Source organism: Runella sp. CRIBMP (assembly GCF_009905605.1).
Taxonomy (GTDB): domain Bacteria; phylum Bacteroidota; class Bacteroidia; order Cytophagales; family Spirosomataceae; genus Runella.
This window is the reverse complement of the sequence record NZ_JAAAKZ010000001.1, coordinates 120,560-135,488: the sequence shown is the minus strand read 5'-3', so window position 1 is coordinate 135,488 and position 14,929 is coordinate 120,560. Positions and strand designations below refer to the sequence as shown.

Below are 14,929 nucleotides of genomic sequence, written 5' to 3'. Positions count from 1 at the left end.
CTTAGAAAAGGAAGAATGAAAAAAGAAAACCTGCAACAAGGCGGGTCTTTAGGAAACCAGCGTTGGTGAAACCGTTTATATTCGTCGTGAAGCTGCCAACCCAACAACTCCTCCCAAGCCCAATACGGCCAGCGCAAAGTGCCCATAAGCATTAAAAAGCCATTGGGTCATATAGAGACTCGGAATAGTAATAAAGAACCCAATCGAAGTGACCAACGTCAGTGCCGTAGCCCGATAATTTGAGGGGGCATTTTGTGAAACCAAGGTCGAAAACTGCGGCGAGTCTCCCACCACACTTATGCCCCAGATAAACATAAATACCAGAAAAAAGAACCCAGAATAGAATGGAAGAAAAACGCACAGCCCACAGCAAATGCACGAAATCAGCAGCGAAAACCAAGCCGTTCGGTGACTACCCCAACGCAGCGAAAGCTCACCCGTCAGAACACACCCCAACGCCCCCGAAGCAATGATACCAAAAGCACACAGCGGAACAGGGAGATTCTGGTGAGCAAGCTGATTATAAGAAGTAATGATGACCGGAACAAAAGCCCAAAAAGTATAAAGCTCAAACATGTGCCCGAAATAACCGAAAGCCGAACTTCTAAAAGCCTTATCCTTAAACACATCTCGCAAAACGACGGGATTAAAACCTCCAGCTACACGCCTAAACGGACCATCTTTTACAAACAGCCCAATCACAATTCCTCCAAAAACGGCCAGGCCCGAAGTAACTATAATGACATATTGCCAAGGCAGGCTGAGCGAAAATGATTTAAGAATGTACGGGAAGGCCGTTCCTAATACCAACGCACCCACCAAATAACCCAAGGCTTTTCCTAATCCCGTTTCGTACCAATCACTGCAAATTTTCATGCCCACGGGGTAGACACCCGCCAGAAAGAATCCAACACCCAACCGCATCATAAAAAGCCCTTCGAGCGACTGGTAACTTACTAAGACTGTCAGATTAGAAGAAGCCGCCAGCGCTGCCGAAATCATAAAGACTCGAACGGGAGAAAAACGGTCGGCAATTGAGAAATAAGAATAAAAAAGCGTACCCAACACAAACCCCAACTGAACGGCGGTGGTCATGGTGGGCATAAAAGCCGATGTTTGGGGGTGAAATGCCTGTAATGTTTGCATGACGGCATTGACCGCAAACCACAGCGAAGTGCCCGCAAACTGCGCCACCACCACCAGCGGAAGAAGGTAATAAGGTCGTTTCATTCCATTCAAAAAGCAATGTTACCAAAGAATAAGCGGTTTCTCAAAAGGAAATAGATTTTGATTCGTTTTTACTTTCATAGAGAAACCTTTTGACCTTTTTCTTCATGATTCTTTCTAAAATTACGCTGATTTTTGGCAGTCTTCTGTTTTGTATACTTCAATTATCCTATGGGCAACCCGCCGCCGAAATGGATATTTTTCAGTCCTTGCCCCCCGAAAAACAAGTCAGTACGTTTAGCGGATTTCCTTGTGCTTCGTTTATCTTTATCGGCCGCCAAGCCAAAGTTGTGAAGCCAGTCAAAGTGGCAAGAAATGCTCCTTGGGTGTGGCGGGCACGTTTTTGGGGGCATGAGCCACAGGCCGACAGTGCGCTGTTGGCTCGCGGATTTCACGTAGTGTATTGCGACGTAGCCGAACTCTACGGCAATGCACACGCCGTTGAAATCTGGAATCAATTTTACGCTTTTTTGCGTAAAGCGGGGCTTTCATCCAAAGTTGCTCTTGAAGGGTTCAGCCGGGGCGGGGTGTATGCCTACAATTGGGCCATCGCCAATCCCGAAAAAGTATCTTGCGTCTATGCCGATGCGCCCGTTCTCGACCTAAAAAGTTGGCCAGGCGGCAAAGGCCGAGGCCCAGGGAGTGCAAAAGATTGGGAGGTATTCAAACAAGATTATAATCTACAAACGGAACAAGAAGCGGCACAGTTTAAAGGAAGCCCACTCGACAACGTGGAAAAAATCGTCAAAGGAGGCTATCCGATGCTCCATGTCTGCGGCGATGCCGATGAGGTGGTGCCCATTGAAGAAAATACCACATTGTTTGAGCAACGCGTAAAAGCCCTTGGTGGCAACATCACAGTTATTTACAAACCCGACGTAAAGCACCATCCGCACAGCTTGAAAGACCCCTCGCCCATCGTGGCGTTTATCTTAAGGGCTACATGGCGGGATTAATGCGTTCTTGCCCTGAAAGGGCCTAAAACACCTTAAAAGTCAGACAATAAATGTCAAAAACCCTTTTTATCCCAATCCTTTTTGCGGTTTTAAACACGGTTGCGCAGGTAAAAATAGACAAATCGGCGACGACCATTTCGACGCGTTTTGCTCCGCCTGTTGGTTTTGAACGCAAGGCTACTGACTCCAACTCCTTTCCATACTACCTCAGGCGCCTGCCACTAAAACCTTGGAACAGCAACGTGTTGTATTTTGACGGCCGAACCAAAAATACGCCCAACGTGTACGCCTCCGTCGTAGATTTAGGCATCGGCAAAAAAGACCTGCACCAATGCGCCGACGCTGTGATGCGCCTACGGGCAGAATACCTGTACTCCCAACGTCGTTTCGAAGAGATTCATTTTAATTTTGTGGCCGACGGTAAGCCCCGCTTTTTTAAGAATTACGCCAAGGGTGATTACACTTACCCGAAATTTTGGAAATACATGGAATACATTTTTATATCGGCCAATACCCGTTCTTTGCATGATGAATTAAAACCCGTTGCGATGTCAAAAATGCAAATCGGCGATGTTTTTATTCAGAAAGGAATTCCATTTGGCCATGCCGTCATTGTGGTAGATATGGCCGAAAATCCAGCAACGGGGCAAAAAGTGTATCTGTTGGCCCAAAGCTACATGCCTGCCCAAGAAATTCAGTTATTGGTCAATCCTCAAAATAACTCGCTCAGTCCTTGGTATGAACTTAAAAATGAAACAATTACAACCCCTGAATGGACTTTCGAGCCTTCTGACCTCCGTCGTTTTGCGAGTTATTGATCCATTTTTGGTCCGTAGAAATCTGCATTCACCCACGTGCTTGTTGTCCACATTTGTGCTCTGTTCGACGGCCTACGCTCAATCTGAATACCTCAAAGCTTATCCTGACCACATCGTTCGAGTCACCAAAAATCAACTCATTTGGAAAGACTCAACAGCCATGCCCTTTGATGATGGACAAAAAAAAACGTTTGCTCAACTCCTCCAAAACGCTGATTTAGAAGACCAACTAGCCCAAAAATACCCTTTAAATCGCGTTCAAAATCCGCCTGCCATCAATCAAGACCCAGGTCGTTTTCGTTACGAGCCTTTTTTTCGAAAGATGTACGGAAACACAGAGGCCGAAGTCCGCAAAAACCTAACGGAGATTATCTGGCTCCCCAAAAACCTAAAAAAGAAGTTATTGGTAACAAAAGTGAACAATGTTGACAAACAATTGAAAGCCGTTTCTGATGAACTGGAAAAGCATCCTGAATTACTAAAATACGTCAACAATCCCGCTGGGACATTTTCGTGGCGGGTCATCAGCGGTACCAACCGGCTTAGTATGCACAGCTACGGCACCGCCATTGATATTAACTTAAATCTTTCGCATTATTGGCAATGGGACTGCCGCTGCAAGGATGAAGCCATCAAGCTCAAATACCGCAACCTCATCGCCGCCCAAGTCGTTGAAATCTTTGAAAAACACGGCTTTATCTGGGGTGGCAAATGGTACCACTACGACACCATGCACTTCGAATATCGGCCCGAATTACTGCTGAAATGATTGGAATTCGGTAAAAATGCCAAAAAACGATAGAGAGATTCTAGCAAAAAAATCCCCTTTTATAGCAGACAGGCACTTGGCAGTCTACCATAAAAGGGGATTTTTTAGTCTTAATAACGCCGCGATTTATTATTCCGCTAAAAATGGGTAACGATAATCCACTGGAGAAACAAAAGTTTCTTTTATGGTACGTGGTGATACCCAACGCAACAGGTTCAAAATAGAGCCCGCTTTGTCGTTCGTTCCCGACGCTCGCGCCCCGCCGAAGGGCTGCTGTCCTACTACAGCGCCCGTTGGTTTATCATTGATGTAAAAATTCCCTGCGGCATTTACCAATTTCTTACTTGCCTGCTCAATTACGTAGCGGTCTTGGGCAAAAATAGAGCCTGTGAGCGCATAGGGAGATGTTTTATCGACCAATTCAAGGGTTTCTTCAAATTTATCTGGCTCATAAACATAAATAGACAGCACAGGCCCGAAAATTTCTTCACACATCGTGGTGTACATTGGATCGGTAGTGAGCAGTACCGTAGGCTCAATAAAATAGCCCGTTGATTTGTCATAATTTCCACCCGCGATGACCGTCACACGGGGGTCATTTTTGGCATTATCAATGTAACCTGCGATTTTATCAAACGATTTTTCGTCAATGACGGCGTTGATAAAGTTGGAAAAATCTTCGGTAACGCCCATTTTCATGCTTGCCAAATCGGCAATCATATAGCTTTTTACTTCTTCCCATAAGTTGGCTGAAATGTAAGCCCGCGAAGCCGCTGAGCATTTTTGGCCTTGATACTCAAACGCTCCGCGCACCAGTCCTACGGCCACAGCTTTGGCATTGGCCGATGAATGGGCTACGACGAAGTCTTTACCGCCCGTTTCGCCCACAATACGCGGGAAGGATTTATAGATAGAAAGATTATCGCCAATGGTTTTCCAGATATGCTGAAACACTTTTGTACTGCCCGTAAAGTGAATTCCCGCAAAGTCTGGATGGCTCAAAATGACATCACCCGCTACGGGGCCATCTACATAAATCAGGTTAATAACGCCATCGGGTACGCCTGCTTCTTTGAATACTTTCATCAAGACGTTGGCAGCGTACACTTGCGTAAGCGCGGGTTTCCACACGCATACATTGCCCATCAACGCTGCCGAAGTAGGCAGGTTTCCAGCAATCGCCGTAAAATTGAAAGGCGTTAAGGCAAACACAAACCCTTCCAACGGACGGTGCTCCAAGCGGTTCCAAACCCCCTCCGACGACTGCGGCTGCTCACCGTATATTTGGGAAGCATAATATACATTAAAACGCAAAAAATCAATCATTTCGCAGGCCGCATCAATCTCAGCCTGATAGGCATTTTTGGATTGTCCAAGCATGGTCGCTGCGTTGATTTCGGCGCGGTACGGACCCGCCAGTAAATCAGCAGCTTTCAAGAAAATGGCGGCCCGATGTTCCCAACTTAAATTTGCCCAATTTTCACGCGCTGCCAAAGCTGCATCGATGGCTTTTGTCACATGCGACGCATCCCCTAAAGAATAATACCCAAGTACGTATTGGTGGTCGTGGGGAGGTGTCACGGCATGTTTATCCGCCGTCATTATTTCCTCGCCACCGATGTACATTGGTATCTCTATTTGTCGACTTCGTGCTTCCACAAGAGCCGCTTTGAGCGCGGCCCGTTCGGGCGAATTCGGTGCGTAAGATTTGACGGGTTCGTTTTTGGGAACAGGTACGTTGAAAAATCCAGTAGCCATAATAGTATGTTTGTTGATTTTTGGATGAATGTTACTTCCAGCTAAGTCCCATGTTATAAAACATAAAAGCGTAAATATCAGCCGTTTGTTCCAACGACTTAGCGGTATTGCTTGCACCGTGTCCACTGTTCACGTCAACCCGAATCAGAAGAGGATTTGTGGTAGTTTTGGCGGCTTTGGCCTGCAATTCAGCAATGTATTTAAACGAATGCGCCGGCACCACGCGGTCGTCATGGTCGGCGGTAGTAACGAGCGTGGCGGGATAATTAATGCCTTCTTTGATGTTGTGCAAAGGTGAGTAGGCGTACAAATTTTTGAAATCCGTGGCATTGTCACTGCTGCCATAATCGGCAATCCAGTTCCAACCGATGGTAAATTTATGAAAACGAAGCATGTCCATAACGCCCACTTGCGGAAACGCCACTTTGGCCAAATCAGGCCGCTGATTCATGACTGTTCCGACCAGCAGGCCGCCATTAGAGCCACCGCGCAATGCTAAACGAGCGTTGGAGGTATATTTTTGGGCAATGAGGTACTCCCCTGCCGCAATAAAGTCATCAAATACATTCTGCTTTTGAAGCCGCATTCCTGCTTCGTGCCATTTATCACCGTATTCGGCCCCGCCGCGCAGGTTAGCCTGAGCATATACGCCGCCATTGTCCAAAAACGGAATCAATACGGGACTGAAACTAGCAGTCAGGCTGATGTTGAATCCACCATAGCCGTACAAAATAGTGGGATTCGTTCCGTCCAATTTTAGTCCTTTTTTATAGACAATAAACATCGGAATTTTAGTACCGTCTTTGCTGGGATAAAACACCTGCTTTGTCTCATAATCAGCGGGTGTAAAGGCCACTTCAGGATTACGGAACACGGTACTTTTACGGGATGCAATGTCGTAACTAAAAATCGTGGGAGGGTAATTGAAAGAAGAAAACGTATAAAAAACCGTTTTGTCTTCTTTTTCACCACCAAAACCACCCGCTGAGCCTAAGCCAGGGAGCGGAACTTCATTTTCGAGCTTTCCGTTCAAGTCGTACACATAAGCGCGGGTCGTTACGTCTTTTAGGTACGTCACAAACATCTTCCCACCTGCAGTACCTGCACCCTGCAATGGTTCGGGTTTTTCTGGCAGAATTTCTTTCCAATTCTTTTCGTCGGGATTGGCTGGGTCAAAAAGTACTACGCGCTCATTTTTGGCATTTTTATTGGTACGAAGCAAAAATTTATTGCCCACGTTGTCCACAATCGAAAACTGATCGTCTGTAATTTCAGCAACTACGGGCTTAAACTCTTTTTGGCCATTTTCGCGATAATAGAGCGCATTCCCATCTTTGCCTTTGCCTCTATCTGAAATATTCAGAAACGAAAACCGCTCATCTTCACTCACATACACCCCATGAAAACGCTGGGGGTTCGCTTTGTCTTCATACACCAATTCATCCGCTGACTGCGCGGTTCCTACTTTGTGAAAAAACACTTGGTGATTTTCATTTTTTGCCGCCAATGCGCTGCCTTCAGGTTTGGGATAACGGCTATAATAAAAACCATTTCCTTGCCACGAAGCCCCCGATACTTTTACCCATTCGATTTTATCAGCGAGCATTTTCAGGGTTTTCATGTCCATAATTTGGTATTCCTGCCAGTCGGAGCCGCCTTGAGAAAAACCACAAACAGCATAATCTCCTTTTTTGGACAAACTAAATACCGTCAGTCGGGTGGTACCGTCGGCCGAAAGTTTGTTAGGATCAAGCACCACTTCGGGCGCACCGCTCATTCCTTTTTGGCGGTACAACACCGACTGATTTTGTAATCCGTCGTTTTTATAAAAATAAAAATACTCTCCCTTGCGGCGCGGAGCCGAATATTTGGGGTAGTTGTATACTTTTTCCAATTGCTGTTTGATGAGGCCTCGGTAGGGTATTTTTTCCAAATATCCGAAAGTGACCTTATTTTGCTCCGTTACCCAGGCTTTGGTATCGGCGGCGTTATCGTCTTCGAGCCAACGATAGGGATCGGCTACTTTTGTACCATGGTAGTCATCGGTCTGAGCTACTTTTCGGGTGGTGGGATAAGTCATTTGGGCGTGTAGAGTGACGGAGAACAGGGCGAGAAAAATAAAGGGTTTTATCATTGGGAATACGCGTTTGGATGAAGTGTTTGGCAAAAATAAAAAATGTCGCCCTCTTGTCAGAGAACGACACCTAAATAGTTTATTTTGACCCCTTTTTTAGGGGGATACCAATGTGTAGTTATTAATGGTTCCGCCCGTTTTTTGGCTTCCAGAGGTGCGGGTCATTACAAATTCCGTTTCAGTGGCCGAGTTTATCGTAAACTGAATGGTTCCGTTGGTGCCCGTTGGCTGCGGTGTCAAATTCTTTAATATTAGGGTGTTACCAGCAGTTGTTTCCTGCACTTCCCACTGACCCGTAAAAGTATTTCCATCCCACTCTTTCAAGGTTGCAGAGGTAGGGCTGCTCAAATCCAACCGAAAATTAAGATACCCTGGTGTTGGGTTGGTAGCGGCTCCCTTGGTATACACTACGCTCGAACCATGCTTAATCAATTGCGCGCTCCACACTCGTCCGATAATTTCGCTTAAAGGTTTAGGTTTCTTCTTGCAGCTTGAAACCACCACGGTACCTACCACTGCAATCATTACAAAAACCGTAAAAAAACGTTTCATAAATAGTTACTATTTTAAGTAAAATTGATTCTTCACAATTAACTCACTATACAAAACCCACGCCAAAGGTTTAATATTGCGCTCGAATATCAGTTTTTTTCAAAAAACTTACAAGCTTTCGACGCAAAACCTATTCAATGGTACTTTTAACTCGTCTTATATAACCAAGACGAAAAAAAGAGGGCATACGTTGCATTCTTATTTCTTTTTTAACTTAGACTCACTTCTCACGGCAAACGAAGAGATTGCCACGTAACCATTTGCCACCCTTCCTTGCGCTTAACATACACATCCGTAAAACGAAAACGGGTATTAAGTTGTTGGCCATTGCTGACTACTTTGGCAGTACATACCCCCGTAATCACGGCTGTTTTATCATAAATCCGCACTTTCAGCTCATCAGGTGTCATTTCGTTGTAGACCAATTTACCGTCCTTTATTGATTGAATGAAAGAGGCTTTCGTGTCAATCAATCCACTGGAATGGCAATAAATTATATCTTCACCCATTACTTGGTTCAGGTACGCATAATCTTTGCTGACCAATGCGGCAAAACGTTTTTTCTCAATATCGGCAACCAATGTCTCTTTGGATGTTTGAGACAATGCCACGTAACTTTTAAATACCCAGAGCAGCAAAATGGCCCCGATGAGAGTGAACCTTGATAGATTTTTCATTTTCAATCAAATTATTGGAAAACTAATGCACAAAACTACAAATTCTTTTTCTTCATTTCCTCAACGGCGTGATTAGCCGCCCGGGCCGTAAACGCCATAAACGTCAAAGAGGGGTTTTGGGTGCCGATGGAGGTCATGGCTGCCCCGTCGGTAACAAATACATTTTTACAGGCGTGCAATTGATTCCATTTATTGACCAGCGAGGTTTTGGGGTCAGCACCCATCCTTACACCACCCATTTCGTGAATATCCAATCCAGGATTACGTTTATCATCTACCAAACGAATATTTTTAAAACTTGCTTTGTCCAACATTTCGGCCACTGTGGTATGAAAGTGCTTGATGATTTTCAGGTCATTGTCATCGTATCCTACCGACGTAATCAACTGCGGAATACCGTATTTATCTTTGTGGTCTGGGCTGAGTCGTAAATGGTTTTCAAACTTCGGAATTGTTTCGGCCTGAATCTGCACGTACAAATGCCACGGACCAGGCTGGCTATTTTTCTCTTTCCATTCGGCTCCAAAGCCTTCTTGCCCCGCTGCATTTCCCCAGCCACCACGGGCCGCGCTCAGCGCCACGAGATACCCCCGCAAGAAGTCGGTTTCTTGTTTATGCACATTCTGATAACGTGGCATAAAACCCGACGTTGGCCGCCGACCAAAATAATATTGATCTTCAAAGCCATCAATATCGGCATAAACGTTTCCGCGATAATTGTGAAAAGCCACATAATGACCGAGCAGTCCATTGTCATTTCCCAGCCCTGCCGAAAAGCGGTTGGAGGTTGAATTGAGCAAAATCTGGTTGCTTGCCAAACAAGAAGCATTCAGAAAAATGATTTTTGCGTAATATTCAATCACCTCCTTGGTATTGGCATCAATAATCCGAACGCCTGAGGCTTTGCCCAGTTTTTCGTCATAAATAATGGAATGAACTACCGAATGCGGCCTCAGTGTGAGCTTTCCCGTTTTGCGTGCCGCGGGCAAGGTAGACGATTGTGAACTAAAATACGCACCAAAAGGACAACCCCGGTAGCACAAATGCCGCGCCTGACACTGCGCCCGGCCAAGGGCCGTATGCCAAGGCTGTGGCTTGGTGAGGTGCGCACAGCGACCAATGATAAGGTGACGGTCGGTATAATTAGCGTTCAGCGATTTTTGCAGGTGCTTCTCAACGCAGTTTAATTCCCACGGGGGTAAAAATTCCCCATCGGGCAACCCCTCCAATCCGTCTTTATTGCCACTGATGCCGGCAAATCGTTCTACATAACTGTACCAAGGGGCCATTTCGTCATAGGTAACAGGCCAAGGCACAGCGAAGCCATCACGGGCGGGCCCTTCGAAATCAAACTTACTCCAACGCTGCACCTGCCGCGCCCACAAAAGCGATTTACCGCCTACCTGATACGCCCGAATCCAGTCAAAGGGTTTTTCCTGAATATAGGGTTGCTCAGCATCTTTAGTAAAAAACTGCTGTGTGGCTTCGTCCAACGCGTAGCACTTACTTGCAATGGGGTTTTCTTCCCTAAACGACGGCGGAAGGCGATTATGGTGCTCAAATTCCCACGGATTTTTCATGGCCGTGGGGTAATCAGTGATGTGGTTTACATCGCGCCCGCGCTCCAGCACCAGCGTACGCAAGCCTTTTTCACAGAGCTCTTTGGCCGCCCAGCCGCCCGATATACCCGACCCGATAACGATGGCGTCGTAAGTGTTTTGTTTTTGAGCGTTGATATTCAAATACATATAGAAACGGTTTCTTTTATAAACAACTACAAAAAGTAAATTCAGGAATTCGAAGGTACTAAGATTTATGATGGGAATAAAAGGTGTGGGTGTGTAAATAATTCCACACTTTCCTACCCTACTGGCACACTTTTTTAAGCATTCTCTGTGCAGCATTATTTATTCGCTGCCTTATTCGAAATTCACTAATCTCTACATCAAAATGAAAAAGTTCATAATTGCTTCTTTCGCATCGTTGGTTTTCGTGGTTGCGTGCCAAAAAGTGCCGCTCACGGGCCGTAATCAGTTGATGCTCATCAACAGTAAAGAGCTATTACCCATGAGTTTCAGCAGCTACAAAGAAGTACTCGACACTAGCAAAGTGCTAAGAAACGGTGCTCAGGTAGAAATGGTCAAACGCGCTGGGCAACGCATCAAAAAATCCGTTGAAGCCTATTTGACTGCCAATAACTACAGTCAAGTACTGGAAGGGTTTCAATGGGAGTTTAACGTCATCGAAAACAAAGCCGTCAACGCTTGGTGTATGCCCGGCGGGAAAGTGGTTTTTTACACAGGGATTTTGCCCATTTGCCGCGATGAAACGGGCATTGCCGTGGTGATGGGCCACGAAATATCACACGCCATTGCCAGTCACGGCGCTGAGCGCATGAGCCAGGGGTTGCTCGCACAGGGAGCGCTCACTGCTGGTCAAGTAGGATTGGGCGTAGCGATGGCCAACAAGCCCCAAGAAACCCAAAACATTTGGATGGGTCTGTACGGGATAGCGGCCCCAGCGGCGGCCAGTGTGGGGTATATTTTACCCAATAGCCGCAATCAGGAAAGTGAAGCCGACCGTTTGGGACTTACGTTTATGGCCATGGCAGGCTATGACCCACGCGCTGCCGTTGATTTTTGGCAACGGATGGCGCAGGCAAGTGGTGGTCAGAAACCTCCACAGTGGCTCTCAACCCACCCCGCTGATAATAGCCGCGTATCCAACCTTCAGAAGTTGATGCCCGATGCAGTGAAGCTTTATAACAAATCGACGGGAAATACTAAATCAACGGGAAGACGATAGCAAACACAACGTCGTCGAGGTTTTGAACGGGGACGCCTAATCCTCGACGACGTTACGACATTCTCTTACCCTTTCAAAAGTCGTGCTCTGATGGCCTCCGGAATGGGGGCTTTCTTTTTTTGGGCATAGTCATAAAATACTACCCTGGCAACACCCTCGGCCGCGATGCGCTCATGGCGTGTACTGATGACCAGTTGTTGCAATTGAATACTGAATTCATCCACCGACTCAGGTTTGACCCGCGACGCCACCACAACCGTATCAGGATACGTGACAGGAAACTTATAGCGGCAGTTTATTTCGGCCAAAATAGGTCCAATTCCTTCTGGTAAGGCCGCTAATTGTAAAAAATCACTAAAAAAACGAATTCGGCCCGACTCCATATACCGCAGGTACGAAACATTGTTTACATGCTGCATGGCATCCATATCCCCCCACTGAACGGGCAGTTCGAGATAAGAAGGATAGTCTTTGATAAATTCCTGAATAAAAAGCATGTTTTTAGGGGCGTTTCAGTATTGTAAATTCAATCAATTATTTTCCTGAGAAGCCAAATACGTGTAATCGTTAATGATGGTCAGCAGAAAAGTACGCGGCTCGGTGACATTATTGATACTCAGCACATTCGACACCTTTTCGGCCGTTTGGACCGTCAATTCTTCATTACGTCTTCTAAGTACCTGCCGAATGGTTTCAATATCCCGATCATTCAATTGTGCGGCTTCTGCATAAGTAACTTTATAGTCTTCCGGCAGTTCCTGATACACCACTTGGCTTAGCTTTACGTGTTTGGTCGTTTTTATGACGGTCGTACCCGCCGCAATGTCGCCTATCCGCTGGCCTTTCCCATTGGCCGCTATCGCAATAATGGCCACAATCGGCGTAAAAATACCCGTGTCAATAATCAACAATAGCCACCGCAACAGATATGCACTGAGCGTTGGCTTGTTGCCGTCCAAGCGCACCACCCGAATATTCATGGCCCGTTTTCCCAACGTTTGTCCATTTAAAAAATATTCGGCAAGCAAAGGATAAAGTAAAACGGGCAAGATGATAGTTAAAACCATCAAAAACATGGATTGATCATCGCCCAGTTTGAGCAAAGAAAACAACCCAAACCACGCCATAGCCCACCCCAAATAAATCAATCGGTCGATGATGGTCGCCAAAATACGGTCTCCCACACTGGCTGGTTCATATTCTAATTCAACATTTTGGGAAGTTTGGATACGGACAGACATTTTTTTGGGTGGAAAAGGATGAATTTGTGAATGAGTGAATAGTTTTTTATAACTTTTCCGCAAAATAGACAATTCGTTTATTTACTCATTCTATCATTTATTCATTTTAATGAAAGAAGCTGTTTTTGTCAAACGAAATACGGAAAAGTGGCACGAATACGAGTCTACCCCCGCCCATGACCCCGACCAGCTTACGGAGCGATTCATTGAGTTGACCGATGACCTTTCGTACGCCCGGACGTTCTATCCCAAGTCCACCGTAACGCGTTATCTCAACGGGGTGGCGGCTCAGTTTCATCAAAAACTCTATTCCAACCGCCAGGAAGACCGCAACCGTATTGCCGCTTTTTGGAGATACGAGCTGCCTCTGTTGCTGTTTGAATCGCGGTTTAAGTTGTTGTATTCATTCTTGTTTTTTTTCGGTGCGTGTATTCTGGGCTGGCTATCGGCGGCTCACGACGATACTTACGTAAGACTCATCATGGGCGATGCGTACGTAAATCAAACTCTTGAAAACATTAAGAATGGCGACCCGTTAGCTATTTATGGCGGTACAGGCCAAGCCGATATGTTTATGCAAATCACCGTCAACAACATTAAAGTTTCGTTTGTCGCGTTTGCGTTGGGGGCTTTTTTTTCGTTTGGCACAATCGCTGTACTATTCCAAAATGGCGTTATGTTGGGTTCTTTTCAGTACTTTTTCTTTGAGCGCGACCTGCTATTGACTTCTGTTTTGAAAATATGGATTCACGGTACGCTCGAAATCTCCGCCATTGTGATTGCGGGAGCTGCTGGATTGGTAATGGGCCACAGTTTACTTTTCCCCGGCACTTACAGCCGGCTAGAATCCTTTAAACAGGGTGCAAAAAAGGGCATGAAAATTGTTATTGGCTTGGTACCCGTCTTTATTGCTGCGGGTTTTTTAGAAAGTTTTATTACCCGGCTTACCTTGCATCCCGTAGTCAGCAGCGTCATCATTATTGCTTCGGCCTTGTTTATCGTGTGGTATTTTGTTATTTACCCGCGCAAAATTTACCGACAAACGACCCTCTCTTAATTCCCTCCTAACGAACCATCTCCTCTTAACTTTCTAACCGATGAAACCACCTATCCAATTACAACAGGAGCGCGATTTTGGACAAAAAATCAATGTAACATTTGAGTTTATCATCCAGAATTTCAAGCCGTTGATGCTTTCTCTTTTGTACATTGCGGGCCCACCAGCGCTGATTGGCGGCTTTTTTATGGGCGCGTACCAGTCCAATATGCTCTCACTCCAACAGCAAATCTTAGGCTCCGACGACGTCGACAGCTCCCTTTCTAGTATCTATTCCATGGGTTCATCCATGTTGCTACTGTTCATCTTTTTGGGAGCGGCGGGTCTAGCTGCCACGCTAGTGGTCAACGCCTACTTGATTGAATATGAAAAAGGGAGCCGAGACATTACGCCCGAAATCATGTGGAACCGAGTAAAAGAACACATTGGGAAAGGCGTAGGATTCAGCATTGTGATGGTAGCAGCCGTGATTGTAGCAACGATGTTTTTTCTCATTCCAGGCATCTACGTGGGGGTTACGCTCTCGCTAATGTACATGGTCATGATGCGCGAAAACCTGGGTCTGGAAGCTACGTTTCGGCGGTGTTTTTATCTTATTAATGATAAATGGTGGTCTACATTTGGGCTGTTGATGATTATGGGAATCATCTCAGGTATTATAGGTTATGTGTTTCAGATTCCGACGCTGATTGTTACGTTTTCTTCAATTCTTCAAATCGGCGATGGCATCAATACTTTCTGGACTACCGTGGGCGGGGTAATCGGAACCGTGGGTTCTGTTCTAGTGCGGTCATTGGTGCTGGTAGCAGTAGGATTTCAGTATTATAATTTAGTAGAACGTCGGGATGGTTCGGGGATTATGGGCGCGATTCAAGACATCGGCAAAAACGACACACCGAGAATTGACCGCCGAGAAGAAGAGTTTTAATAACGAA

Annotated in this window: 14 protein-coding genes; 6 read left to right on the top strand and 8 right to left on the bottom strand. The window is 45.8% G+C overall.

Annotated elements, in window-relative coordinates:
- Window positions 1–75: 75 nt before the first annotated feature.
- Window positions 76–1,230 carry a nitrate/nitrite transporter gene (locus GVN20_RS00585; protein WP_166556478.1) on the bottom strand — a complete coding sequence of 385 codons (1,155 nt, stop codon included), beginning with the start codon at window positions 1,228–1,230 and terminating at the stop codon, window positions 76–78.
- A gap of 104 nt (window positions 1,231–1,334) precedes the next feature.
- On the opposite strand from GVN20_RS00585, the gene GVN20_RS00580 reads away from it, so the two are divergent.
- From GVN20_RS00580 to GVN20_RS00570, 3 genes are read left to right on the top strand one after another with little or no spacing between them, the layout of a single operon-like run.
- Complete coding sequence (locus GVN20_RS00580; RefSeq protein ID WP_166556477.1) at window positions 1,335–2,183, top strand: S9 family peptidase; 849 nt, start codon at window positions 1,335–1,337, stop codon at window positions 2,181–2,183.
- A 50-nt stretch (window positions 2,184–2,233) separates the two neighbouring features.
- A complete protein-coding gene (locus tag GVN20_RS00575) occupies window positions 2,234–3,001 on the top strand; it encodes a DUF4846 domain-containing protein (RefSeq protein ID WP_166556476.1) in 768 nt (255 codons plus the stop codon).
- The gene (locus tag GVN20_RS00570; RefSeq protein WP_166556475.1) at window positions 2,934–3,770 is read left to right on the top strand and encodes a M15 family metallopeptidase; all 837 of its coding nucleotides are present in this window, start codon (window positions 2,934–2,936) and stop codon (window positions 3,768–3,770) included. The genes GVN20_RS00575 and GVN20_RS00570 overlap by 68 nt, the downstream gene beginning before the upstream one ends.
- Before the next feature lie 129 nt (window positions 3,771–3,899).
- Here the strand turns inward: GVN20_RS00570 and pruA are convergent, their stop codons facing one another.
- From pruA to GVN20_RS00545, 5 genes are all read right to left on the bottom strand, one after another.
- The gene (gene pruA / locus GVN20_RS00565; protein WP_166556474.1) at window positions 3,900–5,528 is read right to left on the bottom strand and encodes an L-glutamate gamma-semialdehyde dehydrogenase; all 1,629 of its coding nucleotides are present in this window, start codon (window positions 5,526–5,528) and stop codon (window positions 3,900–3,902) included.
- 31 nt (window positions 5,529–5,559) lie between these two features.
- Window positions 5,560–7,662 carry a prolyl oligopeptidase family protein gene (locus GVN20_RS00560; RefSeq protein WP_166556473.1) on the bottom strand — a complete coding sequence of 701 codons (2,103 nt, stop codon included), beginning with the start codon at window positions 7,660–7,662 and terminating at the stop codon, window positions 5,560–5,562.
- Window positions 7,663–7,758: 96 nt separating this feature from the next.
- A complete protein-coding gene (locus GVN20_RS00555; protein ID WP_166556472.1) occupies window positions 7,759–8,214 on the bottom strand; it encodes a hypothetical protein in 456 nt (151 codons plus the stop codon).
- A gap of 227 nt (window positions 8,215–8,441) precedes the next feature.
- Window positions 8,442–8,891: a nuclear transport factor 2 family protein gene (locus GVN20_RS00550; protein ID WP_166556471.1), complete on the bottom strand. Its 450-nt coding sequence runs from the start codon at window positions 8,889–8,891 to the stop codon at window positions 8,442–8,444.
- 35 nt (window positions 8,892–8,926) lie between these two features.
- Window positions 8,927–10,639, bottom strand: coding sequence for a GMC oxidoreductase (locus GVN20_RS00545; protein ID WP_166556470.1), 1,713 nt, complete (start codon window positions 10,637–10,639; stop codon window positions 8,927–8,929).
- Window positions 10,640–10,841: 202 nt separating this feature from the next.
- Between GVN20_RS00545 and GVN20_RS00540 the strand changes: the two genes are divergently transcribed.
- A complete protein-coding gene (locus GVN20_RS00540) occupies window positions 10,842–11,696 on the top strand; it encodes a M48 family metallopeptidase (protein WP_166556469.1) in 855 nt (284 codons plus the stop codon).
- Window positions 11,697–11,761: 65 nt separating this feature from the next.
- On the opposite strand, the gene GVN20_RS00535 is transcribed toward GVN20_RS00540, so the two are convergent.
- Together GVN20_RS00535 and GVN20_RS00530 are read right to left on the bottom strand one after the other, a co-directional pair.
- Window positions 11,762–12,193 carry a thioesterase family protein gene (locus GVN20_RS00535; RefSeq protein WP_114067990.1) on the bottom strand — a complete coding sequence of 144 codons (432 nt, stop codon included), beginning with the start codon at window positions 12,191–12,193 and terminating at the stop codon, window positions 11,762–11,764.
- A 33-nt stretch (window positions 12,194–12,226) separates the two neighbouring features.
- Entirely contained in the window at window positions 12,227–12,937 is a 711-nt protein-coding gene (locus tag GVN20_RS00530; RefSeq protein ID WP_166556468.1) for an RDD family protein, read from the bottom strand.
- 109 nt (window positions 12,938–13,046) lie between these two features.
- Here GVN20_RS00530 and GVN20_RS00525 point away from each other — a divergent pair, with 109 nt between their 5' ends.
- On the top strand, window positions 13,047–13,994 hold the full coding sequence (locus GVN20_RS00525; protein ID WP_166556467.1) for a stage II sporulation protein M: 948 nt from the start codon (window positions 13,047–13,049) through the stop codon (window positions 13,992–13,994).
- A 40-nt stretch (window positions 13,995–14,034) separates the two neighbouring features.
- Window positions 14,035–14,922 (top strand): hypothetical protein, encoded by an 888-nt coding sequence (locus GVN20_RS00520; RefSeq protein ID WP_166556466.1) that lies wholly within the window; start codon window positions 14,035–14,037, stop codon window positions 14,920–14,922.
- Window positions 14,923–14,929: the final 7 nt, after the last annotated feature.

Excerpts from the sequence above, each read along its gene's own strand:
- pruA (WP_166556474.1), bottom strand. The coding sequence starts at position 5,528 with ATGGCTACTGGATTTTTCAACGTACCTGTTCCCAAAAACGAACCCGTC.
- GVN20_RS00530 (WP_166556468.1), bottom strand. The coding sequence starts at position 12,937 with ATGTCTGTCCGTATCCAAACTTCCCAAAATGTTGAATTAGAATATGAA.
- GVN20_RS00585 (WP_166556478.1), bottom strand. The coding sequence starts at position 1,230 with ATGAAACGACCTTATTACCTTCTTCCGCTGGTGGTGGTGGCGCAGTTT.
- GVN20_RS00540 (WP_166556469.1), top strand. The coding sequence starts at position 10,842 with ATGAAAAAGTTCATAATTGCTTCTTTCGCATCGTTGGTTTTCGTGGTT.
- GVN20_RS00555 (WP_166556472.1), bottom strand. The coding sequence starts at position 8,214 with ATGAAACGTTTTTTTACGGTTTTTGTAATGATTGCAGTGGTAGGTACC.
- GVN20_RS00525 (WP_166556467.1), top strand. The coding sequence starts at position 13,047 with ATGAAAGAAGCTGTTTTTGTCAAACGAAATACGGAAAAGTGGCACGAA.
- GVN20_RS00560 (WP_166556473.1), bottom strand. The coding sequence starts at position 7,662 with ATGATAAAACCCTTTATTTTTCTCGCCCTGTTCTCCGTCACTCTACAC.
- GVN20_RS00550 (WP_166556471.1), bottom strand. The coding sequence starts at position 8,891 with ATGAAAAATCTATCAAGGTTCACTCTCATCGGGGCCATTTTGCTGCTC.
- GVN20_RS00570 (WP_166556475.1), top strand. The coding sequence starts at position 2,934 with ATGAAACAATTACAACCCCTGAATGGACTTTCGAGCCTTCTGACCTCC.
- GVN20_RS00535 (WP_114067990.1), bottom strand. The coding sequence starts at position 12,193 with ATGCTTTTTATTCAGGAATTTATCAAAGACTATCCTTCTTATCTCGAA.
- GVN20_RS00545 (WP_166556470.1), bottom strand. The coding sequence starts at position 10,639 with ATGTATTTGAATATCAACGCTCAAAAACAAAACACTTACGACGCCATC.
- GVN20_RS00575 (WP_166556476.1), top strand. The coding sequence starts at position 2,234 with ATGTCAAAAACCCTTTTTATCCCAATCCTTTTTGCGGTTTTAAACACG.
- GVN20_RS00520 (WP_166556466.1), top strand. The coding sequence starts at position 14,035 with ATGAAACCACCTATCCAATTACAACAGGAGCGCGATTTTGGACAAAAA.
- GVN20_RS00580 (WP_166556477.1), top strand. The coding sequence starts at position 1,335 with ATGATTCTTTCTAAAATTACGCTGATTTTTGGCAGTCTTCTGTTTTGT.